Origin of the sequence: Roseateles aquae (assembly GCF_032337115.1) — a bacterium.
Taxonomy (GTDB): domain Bacteria; phylum Pseudomonadota; class Gammaproteobacteria; order Burkholderiales; family Burkholderiaceae_C; genus Roseateles_C; species Roseateles_C aquae.
In genome coordinates this window covers 191242-209897 of record NZ_JAVXZY010000003.1, presented here as the reverse complement: position 1 = coordinate 209897, position 18656 = coordinate 191242, and the positions used below count along the sequence as shown (strand labels likewise).

General features: G+C 65.3%; 13 protein-coding genes. 8 read left to right on the top strand and 5 right to left on the bottom strand.

The features are described from left to right. Positions 1–156: 156 nt before the first annotated feature. Positions 157–2853, bottom strand: a complete 2697-nt coding sequence (locus RQP53_RS09730; protein WP_315650109.1) for a DNA topoisomerase III — start codon at positions 2851–2853, stop codon at positions 157–159. A 114-nt stretch (positions 2854–2967) separates the two neighbouring features. Between RQP53_RS09730 and RQP53_RS09725 the strand changes: the two genes are divergently transcribed. The 3 genes from RQP53_RS09725 (at position 2968) to RQP53_RS09715 (ending at position 5331) form a co-directional block, all read left to right on the top strand. Beyond that, positions 2968–3477, top strand: a complete 510-nt coding sequence (locus RQP53_RS09725) for an SET domain-containing protein (protein ID WP_315650108.1) — start codon at positions 2968–2970, stop codon at positions 3475–3477. Between the two features lie 292 nt (positions 3478–3769). Beyond that, on the top strand, positions 3770–4627 hold the full coding sequence (locus RQP53_RS09720; protein WP_315650107.1) for a biotin--[acetyl-CoA-carboxylase] ligase: 858 nt from the start codon (positions 3770–3772) through the stop codon (positions 4625–4627). A gap of 8 nt (positions 4628–4635) precedes the next feature. Next, complete coding sequence (locus tag RQP53_RS09715; protein WP_315650106.1) at positions 4636–5331, top strand: hypothetical protein; 696 nt, start codon at positions 4636–4638, stop codon at positions 5329–5331. Between the two features lie 139 nt (positions 5332–5470). On the opposite strand, the gene RQP53_RS09710 is transcribed toward RQP53_RS09715, so the two are convergent. The 4 genes from RQP53_RS09710 to tkt form a co-directional block, all read right to left on the bottom strand. Then, the gene (locus tag RQP53_RS09710) at positions 5471–7705 is read right to left on the bottom strand and encodes a S8 family serine peptidase (RefSeq protein ID WP_315650105.1); all 2235 of its coding nucleotides are present in this window, start codon (positions 7703–7705) and stop codon (positions 5471–5473) included. A 343-nt stretch (positions 7706–8048) separates the two neighbouring features. Then, positions 8049–9047, bottom strand: a complete 999-nt coding sequence (gene gap / locus RQP53_RS09705; RefSeq protein ID WP_315650104.1) for a type I glyceraldehyde-3-phosphate dehydrogenase — start codon at positions 9045–9047, stop codon at positions 8049–8051. 16 nt (positions 9048–9063) lie between these two features. Further along, positions 9064–10083 (bottom strand): hypothetical protein, encoded by a 1020-nt coding sequence (locus RQP53_RS09700; RefSeq protein ID WP_315650103.1) that lies wholly within the window; start codon positions 10081–10083, stop codon positions 9064–9066. A 36-nt stretch (positions 10084–10119) separates the two neighbouring features. Continuing rightward, positions 10120–12171: a transketolase gene (gene tkt, locus RQP53_RS09695; protein WP_315650102.1), complete on the bottom strand. Its 2052-nt coding sequence runs from the start codon at positions 12169–12171 to the stop codon at positions 10120–10122. A gap of 152 nt (positions 12172–12323) precedes the next feature. Between tkt and RQP53_RS09690 the strand changes: the two genes are divergently transcribed. From RQP53_RS09690 to RQP53_RS09670, 5 genes are all read left to right on the top strand, one after another. Next, positions 12324–12911, top strand: a complete 588-nt coding sequence (locus RQP53_RS09690) for a hemerythrin domain-containing protein (RefSeq protein ID WP_315650101.1) — start codon at positions 12324–12326, stop codon at positions 12909–12911. Between the two features lie 221 nt (positions 12912–13132). Then, positions 13133–14278: a porin gene (locus tag RQP53_RS09685; protein ID WP_315650100.1), complete on the top strand. Its 1146-nt coding sequence runs from the start codon at positions 13133–13135 to the stop codon at positions 14276–14278. Positions 14279–14290: 12 nt separating this feature from the next. After that, positions 14291–14734, top strand: a complete 444-nt coding sequence (locus RQP53_RS09680; protein ID WP_315650099.1) for a type 2 periplasmic-binding domain-containing protein — start codon at positions 14291–14293, stop codon at positions 14732–14734. Between the two features lie 223 nt (positions 14735–14957). After that, positions 14958–16436 (top strand): HD domain-containing phosphohydrolase, encoded by a 1479-nt coding sequence (locus RQP53_RS09675; protein ID WP_315650098.1) that lies wholly within the window; start codon positions 14958–14960, stop codon positions 16434–16436. Next, on the top strand, positions 16429–18615 hold the full coding sequence (locus RQP53_RS09670; RefSeq protein WP_315650097.1) for a PAS domain-containing protein: 2187 nt from the start codon (positions 16429–16431) through the stop codon (positions 18613–18615). Before RQP53_RS09675 ends, RQP53_RS09670 begins: the two co-directional genes overlap by 8 nt. Positions 18616–18656: the final 41 nt, after the last annotated feature.

Genomic DNA, 18656 nt, shown 5'->3' with positions numbered 1-18656 from the left:
AGCCGCGAAGCCTCATGCCGCGAGCTCAGCTGAGCGCGAGTGTCGCGCAAAAGCGTTCCCTGGCGAAGCGGGCTTTCCACCGGGGCGCACTCAGCGGGGCTTTTTGGCGACGGACGCTGACCCAGCCGGTCAGGCGCCTCACCCGCCGCCCGAGCCTCAGGCCTTCTTGGCCGCCGTCTTCCTCGCCCCGCCCTTGGCGGCGGGTTTGGCCGCGCGCGGCTCGAACTCGAACATCACCTTGCCTTCCTTTTTGTCGAAGGCCAGGAAGGCCTTGAACTTGCGGCGGGTCTTGTTGGAGACAAAGTTCTCCAGCAGATCGGTCTTGCCGGTCTCCAGCAGCTTCCTCATCTGGCCCAGCTCGACCGGCTGCTGCAGGATGATCTTGCCGCTCTTGAAATCGCAGGCCGCCTTGGCACCGACGGCGTTCTGGCAGATGTAGTTCGTGCCATGCTCGTAGACGCCGCCGCCGCACTTGGGGCAGTGGCCCAGCGATTCCTGGGCGCTGAAATCGACCGGCTCGCCCTCTTCCTCGGCCTTCTTGGCGTCCTCGCCGAAGTCGAACTCCAGCTTCCAGTTGCTGATCTCCTCGTCATAGACCAGGGCCAGCTCGGCGGTAAACGGCCAGCCGGCCTTGGAGCGGAAGCCTTCCAAGGGGCCGATCTTCTTGTCGCGCAGGAACTGCTCGACCTCGGCCAGCTCGAAGCTGCGCCCGCCGGGGATCTTGCCGATCGAGAAGCCGCAGCCTTCGCCATTCCCATCGCCACCGTTGCAGGTGAAGCGGCGGTAGTTTTCCTTGACCACGCCGCCGCACTTCGGGCAGGGCGTGTGCAGCGTCGCATAGTCGCCCGGGATGGTGTCGCGGTCGTATTCCTTGGCCTTTTGCACCACGCGCTGGGTCATCTCGGCGATGCGCGCCATGAATTCCTCGCGGTTCAGCCGGCCCTTCTCCATTTCGGCCAGCTGGAACTCCCAGTTGCCGGTCAGCTCGGGCTTGGTCAGGTCTTCCACCCCGAGGCCACGCAACAGCGTCATCAGCTGGAAGGCCTTGGCGGTGGGGATCAGCTCGCGGCCCTCACGCAGCATGTACTTCTCGGTGATCAGGCCTTCGATGGTGGCCGCGCGGGTGGCTGGCGTGCCCAGGCCCTTCTCGGCCATGGCCTCGCGCAGTTCGTCGTCGTCGACCAGCTTGCCCGCACCTTCCATCGCGGACAGCAGCGTCGCTTCGGTGTAGCGGGCCGGCGGCTTGGTCTGCAGCGCCTTCACCTCGGTGCTTTCGGTGCGCACCATCTCGCCGGGGGCCACCGGCACCAGATTGGCGCCGCTGCCGTCGGCGGCATCGTCGGTCTGGCTTTCCTTGCCATAAATGGCCAGCCAGCCCGGCTTGACCAGCACCTTGCCGTTGGTTTGGAAGGCGTATTCCTTGACGCCAGGGCCGTTCGCCGGGCCGCTCCCAAGAACGGCCGTGTCCCCGCGGGAGACCGGCTGCGTACCCGCAGCCGAGGGGGCCACAATCTTCACGGTCGAGATGCGGGTCGTGACCTGGAACTCCGCCGGCGGGAAGAACACCGCCAGGAAGCGCTTGACCACCATGTCGTAGAGCTTGGCCTCGGCCTCGGTCAGGCTCTTGGGCGCCTGCAGCGTCGGGATGATGGCGAAGTGATCCGAGACCTTGGCGTTGTCGAACACCTTCTTGGTCGGCTTGATATAGCCGTTCTTCAGCGCCGTGCCGGCGTGCTGGGCCAGGGCCATCAGCGGACCGGGCAGGTCCTCGGAGGCAATCATCTCGGCGGTCTGCTTGGCCACGGCCAGATAGTCCTCAGGCAGGTAACGCGAGTCGGTCCGCGGGTAGGTCAGCACCTTGTGCTTCTCGTACAAGGCCTGGGCCAGGCCCAAGGTCGTCTTGGCCGAGAAGCCGAAGCGCGAGTTGGCCTCGCGCTGCAGCGTGGTCAGATCGTAGAGGCCCGGGCTGGCCTGGGTGCTGGGCTTGCTTTCCTCGGTGACGCTGGCCGGCTGGCCGGTGGCGGCGGCGGCGATCGCATCAGCCTCGGCCCGGCTCCAGACCCGGTCGGCGCGTTGTTCGGCGTCCTCGGGGTTCTTCTTCCATTTCGGGTCGAACCACTTGCCCTCGTACTGGCCGGCCTGCGCGTCAAAGGTGCCGCGGATTTCCCAGTAGTCGCGGTAGATGTGCTTGCGGATCTTCTCCTCGCGCTCGACGACGATGGACAGCGTCGGCGTCTGCACGCGGCCGACGGTGGTCAGGAAGAAGCCGCCGTCGCGCGAGTTGAAGGCCGTCATCGCCCGCGTGCCGTTGATGCCGACCAGCCAATCGGCCTCGGAGCGGCAGCGCGCCGCATCGGCCAGCGGCAGCATCTGCGCGTCGCTGCGCAGCTTCTCGAAGCCGTCGCGGATCGCGGCCGGCGTCATCGACTGCAGCCACAGCCGGCTGACCGGCTTGTTGATCGCCGCCTTGGCCGTGCCGGCGTACTGGACGATCAAACGGAAGATCAGCTCGCCCTCGCGCCCCGCGTCACAGGCGTTGATCAGCGCGCTCACGTCCTTGCGGCGGATCAGCTTCACCAGCGCGTTCAGGCGACCCTTGCTCTTGTCGATCGGGTTGAGATCGAAGTGCGGCGGGATCACCGGCAGATTGGCAAAGCTCCACTTGCCGCGCTTGACGTCGAATTCCTCCGGCGCCTTGATCTCGACCAGATGACCGACGGCCGAGCTGACGACGTACTCGTCGTTCTCGAAATACTCGTCGTGCTTGTCGAACTTGCCCGATGCGGGCGTGAGCGCCCGCACGATGTCCTGCGCCACGCTGGGCTTCTCGGCAATGATCAGTGACTTGCTCATGGTTCTTTCTTTTTGACTACCAGGCGCGAACTTGCGAAACGCCTGCCTACAATCCGGCCTCGCGCGCACGCACACACGCGCGCACCCATGATTTCAATGTACCCAACTCGAGCCATGCCGCAAGCCGCCGTCACGAACAAGCCCGCCGCCCGAAAAGCAGCCAAGGTCGTCAAGACACAGGGGCGCCGCATCCAGGTTCGTCAGTCGGGCATCCATGGTCGTGGCGTGTTTGCCACCACCCATATCGAGGCCGGTGAAACGCTGATCGAGTACACCGGCGAGCTGATCAGCTGGGACGAAGCGGTACGCCGCCACCCGCATGACGCCAGCCAGCCCAACCACACCTTCTACTTTCAACTCGAGACCGGCGAGGTGCTGGATGCCCTCTACGGCGGCAACAGCTCGCGCTGGATCAACCACAGCTGCGAACCCAATTGCGAGGCCGATGAGATCAATGGTCGCGTCTTCATCAAGTCCGTGCGCGACATCTTTCCCGGTGAAGAACTGTTCTACGACTACGGCCTTGTCATCGACGAGCGCTACACGCCCAAGCTGAAAAAACAGTACGGCTGCCATTGCGGCAGTGATCAATGTCGTGGCACCATGCTGGCGCCCAAACGCTGAGCCACTAGGGCCTGTTAACACTACGTCTGCCTGATGCGTTGCCACACCAATCGCCGTGAACGAGGCGCCCAAGCTTTCAATGAGCGAAGCCGGGGCCATTCCCCCGGCGAGGCTTTGCAACGACGTGTACGGCGATTGGTGTGGCAACCCTCCGGGAGAGGGACTCCAAGAGCCCCACTCGATGTTGAACTCCTAGCCCAGGCGGCCAGCCTGGGCGTCGTCGTCCGCAGAGAGTTGGGGCCCTTGGAGCCCCTCTCGCACAGGCAGACGTCGTGTTAACAGGCCCTCATCCGTGACGACCACCGAGCACCAGAACTGGGGCGTTGAAGCCCTCTGGCAAGAGCTGGAGCCGCTGCTGCCCGGCCTCTCGATCGAGGTCCTGGCCCGCGCCGAATCAACCAACACCGCGCTGCTGGAGCGGGTCAAGAGCGAGGGCCGGCACCCCGGCGAACGCGGCGCCTATGGCCGCCGTGCCCACGATATGCAACCCTGCCTGCTGGTGGCCGAGCACCAGACCCACGGCCGCGGCCGGATGGGCCGCTCCTGGCACGCGGTGCCGGGCGCCTCGCTGACGTTCTCGCTGGCCATGCCGCTGGATCTCGCCGACTGGTCAGGCCTGTCATTGACCGTCGGTTGCGCCATCGCCGAGGCGCTGGAGCCGAGCGGCAACGCCGCGCCTCGGCTGCAGCTGAAGTGGCCCAACGACATCTGGCTGGACGGCCGCAAGCTGGGCGGCATCCTGATCGAGACCGTGCCCGCAGGTGGCCAGCGCATGGCCGTGATCGGCATCGGCCTGAATGTCGGCCACCGGCCTAGCGATGCGGCCGAAGCCCAGTTCCTGACCGGCTTTGCCAGCCTCGATGAGCTGGAGCAAGACCTGACCCCACCCGAGGTGCTGCGCCGCATCGCCGGGCCACTGATACGGGCCGTCACCAGCTTCGGCCAGACTGGCTTCGGCGCCTGGGCCAGCGCCTATGCAAGACGCGACCTGCTGCAAGGTCGAGAGATCTACGCTGGCGCCCTTGAAGGCCTGGGGCGCGGCGTCAATACCCAGGGCGAGTTGCTCTTGCAGACCGCTGAGGGCATGCAAACCATCAGCGGCGGCGAAGTCAGCATCCGCCTCACAGCCCCGCCCCCTGTTCAGGATTGAATCACTCAATGTTGCGAACCCTGGTGCTCCTGCTGCTGCTGGCCAATGCCTTGTTCTTCAGCTGGTCGCGCGGCTGGCTCGACAGCATTGCCCCCGCCCATGGCGAACGCGAGCCGGAGCGCCTGCAACGCCAGCAGCACCCCGAGCGGCTGCAAGTGCTCAATGACCGCGATGCCGCCGCGCTGCAGCAGCGCAGCTGCCTGGAGATCGGCCCCCTGCGTGGCGAAGAACCGCTGAAGAATGCGCAGGCGATGCTGGCCAAGGCAGGCATCGCGAGCAGCGAATGGCAGGACCAGCGCAGCGATCTGGCCGGCGTCTGGGCGGTGGCGACGATCAAGTTCCCGAACAAGGAATTCGGCCAGCGCAAGGAAGAGACCTACCACCGGCTGAAAATCAATTTCGAATACCTCAGCGGCATGCCCGAAGAGATGCCCAGCATGCTGCTGTCGCGCCACCCCAGCGAAAAGGCCGCCGAGGCGGCCGTCGAGGCGATGTCCCAGCGCGCCCTGAAGGGGCTGCGCGTGCTGCAGCTGCAAGCGCCGCAGACGGTGCATTTGCTGCAATTCCCGCGCGCCGACGGCGCCCTGCGTGGCCAGTTGGCCGCCTTCAACGCCCGCCCCTGCGCCAACCCGCCGGCGCTCGCCGCCAGCGCCCCTGCAGCCAGCAGCCCGGCCGGCCCGGCGAGCAGCTCAGCCAGTCGCTAGGCAGCGCAGCTATCGCGGGCCGCACGGGCGCGTCTGCGCATCAGGCCATGGCGTCGGCATGGTTGGGCCTCGCCATACCGCAGACAGGTAGCGCCGGCAACGCCGGAGCGCCACCCGCCTAAGCGGCACCAGGCACGCATCAATCCCGGCTTGAAGCTTCACCGGCCTGTTGTTCCCGGCGACGCAGCAGCGGCACCGCTGCCAGCAGGCCCAGCAGCCAGCCCGGATTCATTGCACCACCACCGCCACCGCTGCTCGGCGTCGGCGTCGGCGTCGGCGTCGGCGTCGGCGTCGGCGTCGGCGTGGGCGTGGGCGTGGGCGTGGGCGTGGGCGTAGGCGTAGGCGTAGGCGTAGGCGTCGGCGTGGGCGTCGGCGTGGGCGTCGGCGTCGGCGTCGGCGTCGGCGTCGGCGTCGGCGTCGGCGTCGGCGTAGGAGTCGGTGTCGGTGTCGGTGCAGCCGCTACCGTGATGCTGCTGGTCTGGCTGTAGCTCAGGCCCAGGTTGTCAACGAGGGTCAGCTTGACCGAGAAGCTGCCGGCAGCGCTGGGCGTGGCCGATGTCGTCAGCCCACTGTTGGCCATCAGGCTGCTGACAATGCCGCCGCCGGAGACCAGGCTCCAGCTCGCCGAAGCGATGCTGCGCCCGCTGGGCAGTGCAGACAGGCTGGCAGTGAGCGTCAGTGCCTGCCCGGCCACCGGACTGGCGCTGCCTGGCGTCACGACGGCCGCCATGCTGTTGGCGGCCGACACCGCTTGCACGGCAGCCGCAGCATCCAGCATGCCGGCGCCGCAGGTGCTGGTGGTGCAGTAGCACTCGTCCTGCTGCGCCGCCGTTGGCGCCTTGCACTGTGGAATGCCTGTCGAGCCGCCCGAGCTGACGAAGCCGCGTACCGTACCAGTCAGCACCGATTTGACCTCGGCCGGCGTCATGGACGGACGAACCGACAGCAGCAATGCCGCCGTACCCGCCACCAGCGGCGACGAGAAACTGGTACCCACCGAGGCACTGTTGCCGGTATAGCTGGCATCGCCGACGACGGGGCCCTGCGTCCCTGCGTTGGTGGTGCTGAGCATCGGATACAGACAAGGGTCGCCGGCACCGATGAGCACACAATTGCCGCCCGGCGCACTCAGCGTCACCTCGGGCCCCAGGCTGGAGAAGCCGACCTTGGAACCAACATGGCGCAGGCCGGTGACTGCGATCACCCCGCTGCAATTGGCAGGGATGCCGACGGCCAGGCCTTCGGTATTGCCCGCGGCGGCAACGATGGTAGCCCCCCTGGCCAGCACCTCGCTAACGGCCTGACGGTAGAGCACGGCGCTGCCGCTGCTGTCGCTGCAGCTGCCGTCACCGCCCAGGCTCATATTGAGCACGCGAGCCGGCGTCGGATTGGCCGGGAGCCCGGGCACGCTGATGCCGGCCGCCCAACGCATGCCGGCCATGATGTCGGAGTCATAGCCGCCGCATTTGCCCAGCACGCGCACCGGCTGGATGCGGCTTCCCCAGCTGACGCCAGCCATGCCAGCGCCGTTGTTGCTGGCCGCACCAATCAGACCAGCCACCCGCGTGCCATGCCAGGAACTGTTGGTGACGTCTGAGCTGGTACAGCCGCTACCCAGCGTGCCGCCGTCGACATCGGCCTGGCTGACCCAGTCGCCGGGGTCAGCGGCATCGGCATCCGGACCGCTGCCATCGTTGGCAACGGCTACCGAGGTGCTGCCCCCCACAAAGCCAATCATGTCGTAGCCGGCGATCAACTTGCTGCTCAAGTCGGGATGATCAAAGCGAACGCCGGTATCGAGCACAGCGACAACGATGTCGGCCACGCCAGTGCTGATGTCCCAGGCCGTTTGCGCATTGATGCTGGACACCACATCACCGCTGGGCGGCTTCAGATACCACTGGCCGTTGGCCGAACCACCACCGGAGCTGGGCGCGGTGCCGCCATTGCCGGCATAGAGCGCATCGTTGGGCACGGCGGTGTGGTGGCGGCGCTGGTCAACGGCAACCAGTTCCACTTCTGGGTCCGCCGCCAGCTTCTTGGCCAGCGCCTCGGAACTGATGCCACTGGCCAGCAGCACATGGGTACGTTCATCCAGGCTGTGATAGGCGCGCAGGTTCAGCCCGCTGCGCAAGCCCAGCGAGGTGGCCCGCGTCTGCGCGACCTGGCGCGCTTCGCTTGGCGTAGCCCGCACCGACAGGATCTTGGCGCGGACGCTTTGTGCCGAGGCCCTGAAGCGGACGATGACGCGCGCGTTCTGCGTCGCAACGACGCTGGTCTGTGCGCTGGCCGGTGCCAGTTCGAAGCTCAGGCCGCCGAGCACCAGGGCGGCGACCAGCGGGGACAGGGCGGAGGCAAGGTGCTTGGGGCTCAAGGCAATCTCCCGGGGCGGCATGCAGGGACATCGAGTGTAGGCGCAGGCCCTGCTGCGAGGCGGTAAAGAAAGGCAAAAAGCCGCGCCCTGATCGCGGCATATGCGCCTCGTTTGCCCAAGAAAAAGGCTTTCTTGTCGTTCAGTGGAGATGCTCCGAAATCACGGCCGAATACACCACTGAGTCACAGAGGCACGGAGGAAAAGCACCAACGCTTCGCTACCTCTGTGACTCAGTGACTCTGTGGTTCGTTCTGGCTGATCAACACTGAACTAGCAGCGCCAAGAAAAAAGCCTCGCGGAGCGAGGCCTTTTCAAGCTTGAGGGCCGAGGCCCTGTGCGGGCTTTACTTGACGATGACGCGAACCATCTCCAGCACCTTGTTCGAATAGCCCCACTCGTTGTCGTACCAGGCGACCAGCTTGACGAAGGTGCCATCCAGGGCGATGCCGGCGTCGGCGTCGAAGATCGAGGTGCGAGCGTCACCGCGGAAGTCCGTCGCGACGACCTTCTCTTCGGTGTAGCCCAGCACGCCCTTCAGCGCGCCTTCGCTTTGTGCCTTGAACTCGGCGCAGATGTCCTTGTACGAGGCTTCGCTGTTCAGTTCGACGGTCAGGTCAACCACCGACACATCGCTGGTCGGCACGCGGAAGCTCATGCCGGTCAGCTTCTTGTTCAGCTCGGGGATCACCACGCCCACGGCCTTGGCGGCGCCGGTGCTCGAGGGGATGATGTTTTCCAGGATGCCGCGGCCACCGCGCCAGTCCTTGTTGCTCGGGCCGTCGACGGTCTTTTGCGTCGCGGTGGCGGCGTGCACGGTGGTCATCAGGCCGCGCTTGATGCCCCACTTGTCGTTCAGCACCTTGGCCAGCGGGGCCAGGCAGTTGGTCGTGCAGGAGGCGTTGGAGATGATGGCCTGGCCAGCGTAGGTGTTGTGGTTCACACCGTAGACGAACATCGGCGTGTCGTCCTTGGACGGTGCCGAGAACACCACCTTCTTGGCGCCAGCGGCCAGGTGCTTTTCGCCCGAGGCCTTGTCCAGGAACAGGCCGGTGGCTTCGACGACGATGTCGGCGCCGACTTCGTTCCACTTCAGATTGGCCGGATCGCGCTCTTGAGTCAGACGGATCTTCTTGCCATTGACGACCAGGGTGTTGCCGTCCACGGCGATCTCGCCGTTGAACTTGCCGTGCACGCTGTCGTGCTTGAGCATATAGGCCAGGTAGTCGGGCTCGAGCAGGTCGTTGATGCCGACCACTTCGATTTCCTTGAAGTTGGCGATGGCGGCGCGAAACACCATGCGGCCGATGCGGCCGAAGCCGTTGATACCGATCTTGATCGTCATGACTGGGAACTCCTGTTCAGTTTGGAGAGGGTTGAGGTTGGAGATTCAAACGGCCACAAGGTACATCGATCTGCACCGTCTGGCCAAACATATCATTCGCCTGCCTGTCGCTCGCAAAAGCCAGCTGACGCGCTTTCATCCAATGCAGGAACGCCACCCGATTGGGATCTTTCTTGCCACTGGCCCTGACCTCATTCGGCAAGGCAGGGCCATAGATGCTGTAGTGCAGCTTGAATGGGCAGTTCATCGTGTTGAAGTCGAAATCGGCCTGGAGCTGTCGGGCGTCCGTCGTCATGCCCAGAAACTCGGCCAGCCCGAAGGCCTGGCGCTTCAACACATAGCGCCGCACACCAGCCGGCACAAAAGTGAATTGCTGACGCATGGCCTGCGGCGCATCGCCAGCGTGCCGACAGGGCATCCGGTATTCGGCCAGCCGCTCGCGCACCAGCGCCTCCATCGCGCCCGTGCCACTGGAATGGATGATCTTGACCTCTGGCGGCGATTCGCCATCACCGCTGAAGGCAGCGGTCGCGACGATATGGCTGACGCTATTGCCCAGCATCGACGGCGGCTCCACATCCTTGCGCGGCATCACGATACAGAAGGCCGGGCGCCGGGCGCCCTCCTCGTCGTAGGGAAGCGGCGCCAAATCGCTGTTGCTGAAGCTGAACTCCTGCACCGCGCTGACGATCCCGTCAGTGGGCGTTAGACAGGGCAAGCGGTAACGCTCCACATAGCGCATCACCACGTCCTGCATGTCTTCCCGCGCGGTGTTTGACAGCACCCGCACGGTCGGCCCTTCATCCGGCTTGGCAAACTGCAGCTGCAGGCGCATAAAGCCCGGCGTGTTGTCGTAGCTGTGCTTGGACGGATATTGCGGCGCACGCTCTGGCCGCTGCAAGCAGCTCAGCGCGTGTGCCGGCGATGGCGGCGATACGTCCTGCGTCTGCGCATGCGCACAGGTGCCCAGGGCAACAGCCAAGCCCAGCACGGCCACGATGCGCTCAAACCCCTGCTTCTTCGATGGGTGGTTCAAGCGGTCTCCCTCATTGAATTGGATCTGTTGAAACGCTCAGCGCTTCTTGCCCTTCAGCTTGGCCACGCCCAGCGCGACCTTGACGGTGTCCACCACATTCTCGGCGGTGAAACCGAAGTGCTTGAACAGCACTGGGGCCGGGGCCGATTCGCCGTAGCTGTCGATGCCGACAACGGCCGACACGCCGTACTTCCACCAGAAGTCGCTGACGCCCATTTCGACGGCCACGCGGGGCAGGCCCTCGGGCAGCACGGCCTTCTTGTAGTCGCGGTCCTGGCGGTCGAAGACATTGGTCGAGGGCATGGACACCACGCGCACCGGGATGCCTTGCTGGGCCAGCGTGGCTTGCGCCTGCAGGGCCAGCTGCACTTCGGAGCCGGTGGCGATGATGACGCCCTTGGGCTTCTTCTTCAGGCCGGCGTCGCTGGGCTCGGCCAGCACATAGCCGCCCTTGGCGATGTCGTCGACCGCCGTCTTGGGCGCGTAGGGCAGGTTCTGGCGCGACAGGGCCAGCACGCTGGGGCGCTGGGCATTGCCGATGGCCATCGTCCAGGCAACCACGGTTTCGGTGGTGTCGGCCGGGCGCCAGACGTCCAGGCCCGGGATCAGGCGCAGCGAGGCGACATGCTCGATCGACTGGTGGGTCGGGCCGTCTTCACCGAGGCCGATGGAATCGTGGGTGAACACATGGATGACGCGCTGCTTCATCAGCGCGGCCATGCGGATGGCATTGCGGCTGTAGTCGCTGAAGGTCAGGAAGGTACCGCCGTAGGGGATGTAGCCGCCGTGCAGGGCCACGCCATTCATGATGGCGGCCATGCCGAACTCGCGCACGCCGTAGTTGATGTGGCGGCCGCCGTTGGCGCTGCCATCGGCCTCGACGCGGAAGGCCGGCGTCGACTTGGTGTTGGTCAGGTTGGAGCCGGTCAGGTCGGCCGAGCCGCCGAGCAGTTCGGGCAGCGCGGCGGTGAAGGCTTCCAGTGCCAGCTGGCTGGCCTTGCGGCTGGCCACGGTCTCGGCCTTGCCATGGGCGGCGATCACCGCATCGACGGCGACCTGAGCGAAATTGGCCGGCAGCACGCCGGCAATGCGGCGGGCGAACTCGGCGGCCAGTTCGGGGTGGGCGGTGGCGTAGGTGTCGAAGCGCTCGTCCCAGCTCTGCTCCAGCGCCGCGCCGCGCGCCTTGGCATCCCAACCGGCGTAGACCTCGGCGGGAATCTGGAAGGGTTCGTGGTTCCAGCCCAGCTGCTCGCGGGTCAGCTTGATTTCCTCGGCGCCCAGCGGTTCGCCATGGGCCTTGGCGGTGTTGGCGCGGTTCGGGCTGCCCTTGCCGATATGGGTCTTGGCGATGATCAGCGTCGGCTTGGCGCTGCTCTTCTTGGCCTGGGCGATGGCGGCGTCAACGGCGTCGATGTCATGGCCGTCGACCGGGCCGATCACGTCCCAGCCATAGGCTTCGAAACGCTGGGCGGTGTTGTCGATGAACCAGGGCGCGACCTGGCCGTCGATCGAGATGCCGTTGTCGTCGTAGATGGCGATCAGCTTGTTCAGCTTCCAGGCGCCGGCCAGCGAGCAGGCCTCGTGGCTGATGCCTTCCATCAGGCAGCCGTCGCCGAGGAAGACGTAGGTGTGGTGGTCGACGATGGCGTGGCCATCACGGTTGAATTCCTTGGCCAGCATCTTCTCGGCCAGCGCCAGGCCCACGGCGTTGGTGATGCCCTGACCCAGCGGGCCAGTGGTCGTCTCGACGCCCGGGGTGATGCCCACTTCCGGGTGGCCCGGGGTCTTGCTGTGCAGCTGACGGAAGGCCCGCAGCTCCTCGATCGGCAGGGCGTAGCCGGTCAGGTGCAGCAGCGCGTAGATCAGCATCGAGCCATGGCCGTTGGACAGCACGAAGCGGTCGCGGTCGGCCCATTGCGGATTGCTCGGGTTGTGGCGCAGATGGCGGTCCCACAGGGCCACCGCGATATCGGCCATGCCCATCGGTGCACCCGGGTGGCCGGAGTTGGCTTGCTGCACGGCGTCCATGGCCAGTGCGCGGATGGCGTTGGCCATCAGGGTGGAGGTGCTTGCAGCGGTTTGAGCCATGGTGGGTGCGGGCCTGGAGTTGCGGGTAAACCAGGCATTTTACTTGCCTCTTGGCGCGGCACGGAGATGGGCAGGCCTTGACCCATCTCAAAGCCCTGCGTGACGCCCGGGCGCAGTCTTGCGGGACAACAACAGACTGGCCGGAGACTGTCATGAAACCGCTGACCCTGCGCGTGATCCAGGACGAGCATCAGGCGCTCGCCGCAATGCTGCGCTCCATCCCCTTGCTGCTGGCCGAGCACCGCCGCCAGCAGACGCTGCCCGATTTCGCCGCGCTGCGCGCGATGCTGTTCTACGTCGATGAATTCCCGGAACGGCTGCACCATCCCAAGGAATCGCAGCTGCTGTTTCCGGTGCTACGTGCGCGGGCGCCGGAGTGCCGCGAGGTGCTGGACCAGCTCGATCAGGACCACGCCCGCGGCGAACGCGCCATTCGCGAGCTGGAGCACAGCCTGCTGGCCTTCGAGATGATGGGCGAGCCGCGTCGCGAGGCCTTTGAGGCGCTGGCTCAGCGCTATGTGCAGGCCTATCTGCAACATATGGCGATCGAGGAGCGCGAGATCCTGCCGTTGGCGCAAAAGGTACTGCAGCCGGCCGACTGGTACGACCTTGATGAGGCCTTCGCCGCCAATCGCGATCCGCTGGCTGGCCATGCCGCCGACGAGACCTACCGCGCCGTGCTGGATCGCATCCTCAATGCATTGCCAGCGCCGCTGGGCTATGGGCCAGCGCTAGATTGATCAAACGCAGCGCGCTCAAAAGCCGGAAAAGCGGTGCAAGTCACAGCCATTCATTGCCGAAGGAATTCATCAAAGCGACCGAAGAATCGCAACAGAAGCAAAGTCCGCTGCCCCGGCTTGTTTCTCCCCTGATCGGGGTTGGGGCCGGAGCCTCCGGCCCGTCGGGGCGCTCATCAGGCGTCGCACGCGCTGGCGCCACTCACACGTTGGAAGGACAGACGATGAGAACTCCAAGGCCGGTGAAACCGACACAGCTGCTCGCAGCATTGAGCCTGGCTGGCATCAGCACGCTGGCAGGTGCGGTCGACTTCAGTTATTCGGGCTTTGCCAATCTGAGCGCCAGCAAGGTGATCAGCGGCTCGGGCGAAGACATCGGCTACCCCGAGCCCACGCAATGGAGCAACTGCCCCTGCTTCATCTCCGATTTCTCGCACGGCACGGTGATCGAGAACAAATGGTCGCTGGCGCCAGAGTCGCGCCTGGGCCTGCAGGGCAACTGGACCTTTGACGACAAGTGGTCCTTCACCGCCCAAGGCATGGCACGCCATGCGGCGAAGAAAGCCAAGGTCGAGCTGGAGTGGGCCTATCTGTCCTACAACCTGACCCCGCAGTGGACCATTCAGGCCGGCCGCAAGCGCCTGCCGCTGTTCCTCTACTCCGACTTCCAGGACGTCAGCTTCGCCTACAACTGGGTGCGCGTGCCGCCCGATGTGTACGGTTGGGCGGTCGTCAACTACAACGGCGCCAACATCACCTACCGCAGCGATATCGCCGGCTGGGCGGTCAAGTCCAACGCCTATATCGGGCAGGAACACACCAAGGACAACCCGATCAACCGGCTGGCCAGCCCGACGCCGACCGACATCGACTGGGACAATATGTGGGGCGTTGATCTGGAGGTGAACCGCGACTGGTTCACCGCCCGGATCGCCTACAACAAGTCCAAGCAGCGCATGACGCAGAACGGCGTGCAGGTCAGCCCGGATCCGACCCAGTTCGGCCGCAGTTCGCCGCAGTCCTTCCTGGCCCTGTCCCTTGGCATCGACAAGGGCGACTGGATTGCCCGCAGCGAGATGTCCAAGGTCGACCGCTCGCCAGCTCGTGGCAGCTACTACGGCTTTCTGCTGGGCGTGGGTTACCGCATCGACAAGTTCACACCGATGATCACCTTCAGCCAGCTCAAGGCTTACGACAACGCCTTCGAAACCCTGCAGGAGAAGGACCGGCTGATCGGCCTGACGCTGCGCTACCAGCTGAGCGATTCCAGCTCGCTGAAAGCCCAGTACGACCGCAGCCGCTGGGACTATCTGAACGGCACCGACACGGTCCGCAAGGTGGTCACCGTCTCCTACGACGTGGTCTTCTGAAGGGGCTAGAGCATGACAAGCAAATTGCACTCCCTGATGCATGGCTGCGCCATGACCCTTGGTCTGGGCCTGGGCCTGCTGAGCGCCAGCGGCCTGGCCCTGGCCGATGCGGTGGTCATCGTCCATCCGAGCAATGCGGCCGCGCTGGACGACGAATCGATCAGCAAGATCTTTCTGGGCCAGACCAAGACCTTTCCCGGCGGCGCCGAGGCGGTGCCGGTCGACCAGAAGGAAGGCGCAGCAGCGCGTGAGGATTTCAACGGCAAGGTGCTGAAGAAGACCTCCTCGCAACTGAAGGCCCTGTGGGCGCGGCAGATCTTCACCGGCGGCGCCAAGCCGCCGAAGGAGGTCGATGGTGATGACGCCGTGCTCAAATTCGTCGCCAGCACGCCAGGCGCCATCGGCTATATCGAATCCGGCAAGGTCAATGCCACGGTGAAGGCCGTCAAGCGCTGACTCCCGCCTCCTCCCAAGCAAAGCCATGCCAGCTGCAGCTGCATGGCTTTTTTTGATGCTGGCGTCACCACAAGCGTGCGCCTGCCGTGACGAATTTAACGCCGCAAAAATAACAGATAAATCATTTAAATCATTTCGGAGCAGACTGGGGCCCAAACCCAGAGGGCGGCGTCCTGGTTGATGGCGTAGGAGCCATCGCAAGGCACCGCCAGGAGCGAGCCCCATGAGCGACGACCGTCCTGCCCCGGCCACCATCCTGCTGGTTGACGATGAGCCCTCCATCCTCAGCGCGCTGCGCCGCCAGCTGCGCAAGCCCGATCTGCGCATCCTCACCGCCGAAGGCGGTGCCGCCGGCCTGGCGCTGCTGGAGACCGAGCCCGTCGATCTGGTCATCTCCGATATGCGCATGCCCGAGATGGATGGCGTGCAGTTCCTCGAACAGGTGCGGCAGCGCTGGCCGAAGGTGGTGCGCATCCTGTTGACCGGCTATGCCGATATCAGCTCGACCATTGGCGCGATCAACCGGGGCGAGATCCATCGCTACATTTCCAAGCCCTGGGACGATCACGACATCCAGCTCTGCGTCAGCGATGGCCTGAAGCGGCAGCGGCTGGAGCTGGAAAACCAGCGCTTGAGCGAACTGACGCTGTCGCAGAACAAGGAGCTCCAGGACGTCAACGGTTTGCTCCAGGGCGCCAACGACGAACTGCAGGCCGTCAACGCGCAGCTACAACAGGCCAACAGCCAGCTGGCCGGTGTGAACGAAGAGCTGGAACGCCGCGTTGCCGAACGCACCCGCGAGCTGGAACTGGCGATGACGCAGCTGGCCGCCAGCCATGCCGAGATGGAAAAGGCCAACGAAAAGTTGAACGCCGCCAATCTGCAGCTGGAGGAGAACTTTGCGCTGTCCATCAGCGTGTTCTCCGGCCTGCTGGAACTGCGCGACGGCAGCGTTGCCGGCCACGGCCACCGCGTCGCCACGCTGGCCCGGCGCATCGCGCAGCAGCTGCAGATCAGCGGCATTGAAGAGACCGACATCTACAACGCCGGGCTCCTGCATGAGGTCGGCAAGATCGGCCTGCCCGATGAGCTGATGCGCAAGACCGTCTCGCTGATGAACGGCGCCGAGTTCAGCCGCTACAAGCAGCATCCGGTGCAGGCCCAGGCCGCGCTGATGCCGCTGGGCCGGCTGCGCCAGACCGCCATCCTGATCCGCTCACAGCACGAACGCATCGATGGCAAGGGCTATCCCGACGGGCTGTCCGGCTACGAGGTGCCGCTGGGCTCGCAGATCATCAACATCGCCAGCACCTATGAATCGCTGATCGCCGGCAAGCTGGCCGAAAAGGTGTTCTCGACCGAAGACGCCTGCAAGGCCATCCATGAGGGCGGCGAGCAACGCTATGACGCCGAGGTGCTGGCCGCCTTCGACAAAGCCATGGCCGAGCTGGCGCTGGAGCAGGGCCAGGACCAGGAGGTGCTCGCCGCCGGCCTGCGGCCCGGCATGGTGCTGGCGCGCGATCTGCTGAGTCCGCATGGCTCGCTGCTGCTGCCGGCGGGCTTCCGCTTCAGTGCGCCGCTGGTCAAGCAGGTGCAGGAACTGGCCCAGCGCGACAACGTCGAGCTGGTCTTCTTCGTCAAGAAAGACGGAGCGGCACGCGCGCCAGCGCGAACCGCGGCACAGCCGGTGCAACATGCTTGAGTTCGACCTCTCGCCCACGCCGCCCGCCGGCAGCAGCGCCATCGCCGCGCGGGCCACGGCCTTGCCAGAGGCCTCAGATCAGCTGCTTGACGAAGGCTATGTGCTCGCCTTCGAGGCCATCACGGCGCCGGTCCTGATTCACGCCGGCCTGCGCATCATCTATGCCAACACGGCGATGCAAAGACTGCTGGGCTATGGGCTGGCCGAGCTGCGGCGCATGCCTCACTACGGCTGGGCCGCAGAAGCCAGCCTGGCCCAGCTGCAGGACTACGGCGAACGCTGCATGAAGGACAGCGAGCAGCTGCCGGCGCTGGAATGCGAGGCCCTGACCGCCAATGGCTCGGTGCGCCAGCTGGAGATCAGCGCGCGCAGCATCAACAGCCCGCAGGGCCGCTTGGTCGTCGTCACCTGCCAGGATCTGAGCGACATCCGCCATGTGCAGAACAGCCTGCTCGAGATCGGCCGGGTGATGCAGCAGATCCTCGAGAGCAACCCGGCGCCCACCTTTGTGCTGGACAGCGCCGGCCGCATCTCGCACTGGAATGCCGCCTGCGCGCAGCTCACTGGTGTGGAAGCCAGCGCCATCACCGGCCGCAGCCAGCCCTGGCATGCCTTCCACGATGAAGAGCGGCCGCTGCTGGCCCATCTGCTGCTCGACGGCGATGTGCTGGCCAAAGGCCGGCCGCTCTATGGCGATGCCTTGCGGCCCTCAAGGCTGGTGCCCAAAGCCTATGAGCTGGAGCAGTTCTTTCCCAAGCTGGGCCGCTGGCTGTTCTGTACCGCGGCACCGCTGTTCGACATCCAGGGCCAGGTTGTCGGCGTGATCGAAACCCTGCTCGATGTGACCGAACGCCGGGCCGCCGAAGAAGCCTTGAAACGCCACAAGCAGGAGCTGGAGAACATGGTGGCGGCGCGCACCGCCGAGCTGCTGCTCACGCACCATGAACTCGAAGCCTTTCTGGAAAACGCCTCGGTCGGCATCATCTACACCCACGGCCATCGGATTGCTCGCGCCAACAAGAAGTTCGGCGAGATCTTCGAGCTCAACGAGGCCAGCGCCGTCGGCCTCTCCGGGCGACGATTCTTCGCCGACCGCGAGGCCTTCACCGAGCTGATCCGCCAAGCGCTGCCAGTGCTGGCCGCCGGTGAATCGCTGGCCTTGGAAGTGCCGATGCAGACGGCCCAGGGCCAGCCGATCTGGGTGCAGCTGATTGCCTATGCCTCCGACCCGCAGAATCCGACCCAGGGCGTCTGGTGGCTGCTGCAGGACCGCAGCGATGTGATGCGCGCCCAGGCGGAGCTGGTGCGCAACTACGGCGAGATGAAGCAGACCAATGCGCGCCTGGCCGAGGCGCAGAACCAGCTGCTGCAATCGGAGAAGCTGGCCTCGATCGGCCAGCTGGCGGCCGGTGTCGCTCATGAGATCAACAACCCGATCGGTTTCGTGTCGTCCAATCTCGGCAGCATGCGCCGCTATATGGAATCGATGCTGCAACTGATCGGCCTGTACGAATGCCTGGACCTGCAGCAGCTGCCCACCGAGTTGCGCGGCCAGATCGCCCAGCTGCGCCGCGAGGCCGACTTCGAGTTCATCCACGAGGACCTGCCGCAGTTGCTGGCCGAAAGCGACGACGGTCTGACCCGGGTGAAGAAGATCGTCCAGGACCTGAAGGACTTCTCGCGCGTCGACCAGTCCGACTGGCAGATGGCCGACATCAACCAGGGCCTCGACTCCACCCTGAACGTGGTCATGAACGAGGTCAAGTACAAGGCCGAGATCAAGAAGGACTACGGCAAGCTGCCCGCCGTGCGCTGCCTGGCCGCCCAGCTGAACCAAGTCTTCATGAACATGATCGTCAACGCCGGCCACGCCATCAGCGGGCGTGGCGAGATCCGGCTGAGCACCTGCTGTGTCGATGACTGGGTCTGCATCGCCATCGGCGACAACGGCTCAGGCATGGCGCCAGAGGTGCAGCGGCGCATCTTCGACCCCTTCTTCACCACCAAGCCGGTCGGCCAGGGCACCGGCCTCGGCCTGTCGCTGTCTTTCTCCATCGTGCAAAAACATGGTGGCCGGATCGAGCTGGAATCCGAGGTCGGCAAGGGCAGCACCTTCCGCATCTGGATTCCCGTGCTGGGCCCCAAGGCGCCAGGCGGCCAAAGCGCGATAAAGCCCTGAAGCGCAGCCCAAATCGTATTCAAGTAAACCCTAGGGTGGTC

Bases quoted from the DNA above. Each gene is read 5' to 3' on its own strand.
- RQP53_RS09730 (WP_315650109.1), bottom strand. From the start codon at position 2,853: ATGAGCAAGTCACTGATCATTGCCGAGAAGCCCAGCGTGGCGCAGGAC.
- RQP53_RS09725 (WP_315650108.1), top strand. From the start codon at position 2,968: ATGCCGCAAGCCGCCGTCACGAACAAGCCCGCCGCCCGAAAAGCAGCC.
- RQP53_RS09715 (WP_315650106.1), top strand. From the start codon at position 4,636: ATGTTGCGAACCCTGGTGCTCCTGCTGCTGCTGGCCAATGCCTTGTTC.
- gap (WP_315650104.1), bottom strand. From the start codon at position 9,047: ATGACGATCAAGATCGGTATCAACGGCTTCGGCCGCATCGGCCGCATG.
- tkt (WP_315650102.1), bottom strand. From the start codon at position 12,171: ATGGCTCAAACCGCTGCAAGCACCTCCACCCTGATGGCCAACGCCATC.
- RQP53_RS09690 (WP_315650101.1), top strand. From the start codon at position 12,324: ATGAAACCGCTGACCCTGCGCGTGATCCAGGACGAGCATCAGGCGCTC.
- RQP53_RS09685 (WP_315650100.1), top strand. From the start codon at position 13,133: ATGAGAACTCCAAGGCCGGTGAAACCGACACAGCTGCTCGCAGCATTG.
- RQP53_RS09680 (WP_315650099.1), top strand. From the start codon at position 14,291: ATGACAAGCAAATTGCACTCCCTGATGCATGGCTGCGCCATGACCCTT.
- RQP53_RS09675 (WP_315650098.1), top strand. From the start codon at position 14,958: ATGAGCGACGACCGTCCTGCCCCGGCCACCATCCTGCTGGTTGACGAT.
- RQP53_RS09670 (WP_315650097.1), top strand. From the start codon at position 16,429: ATGCTTGAGTTCGACCTCTCGCCCACGCCGCCCGCCGGCAGCAGCGCC.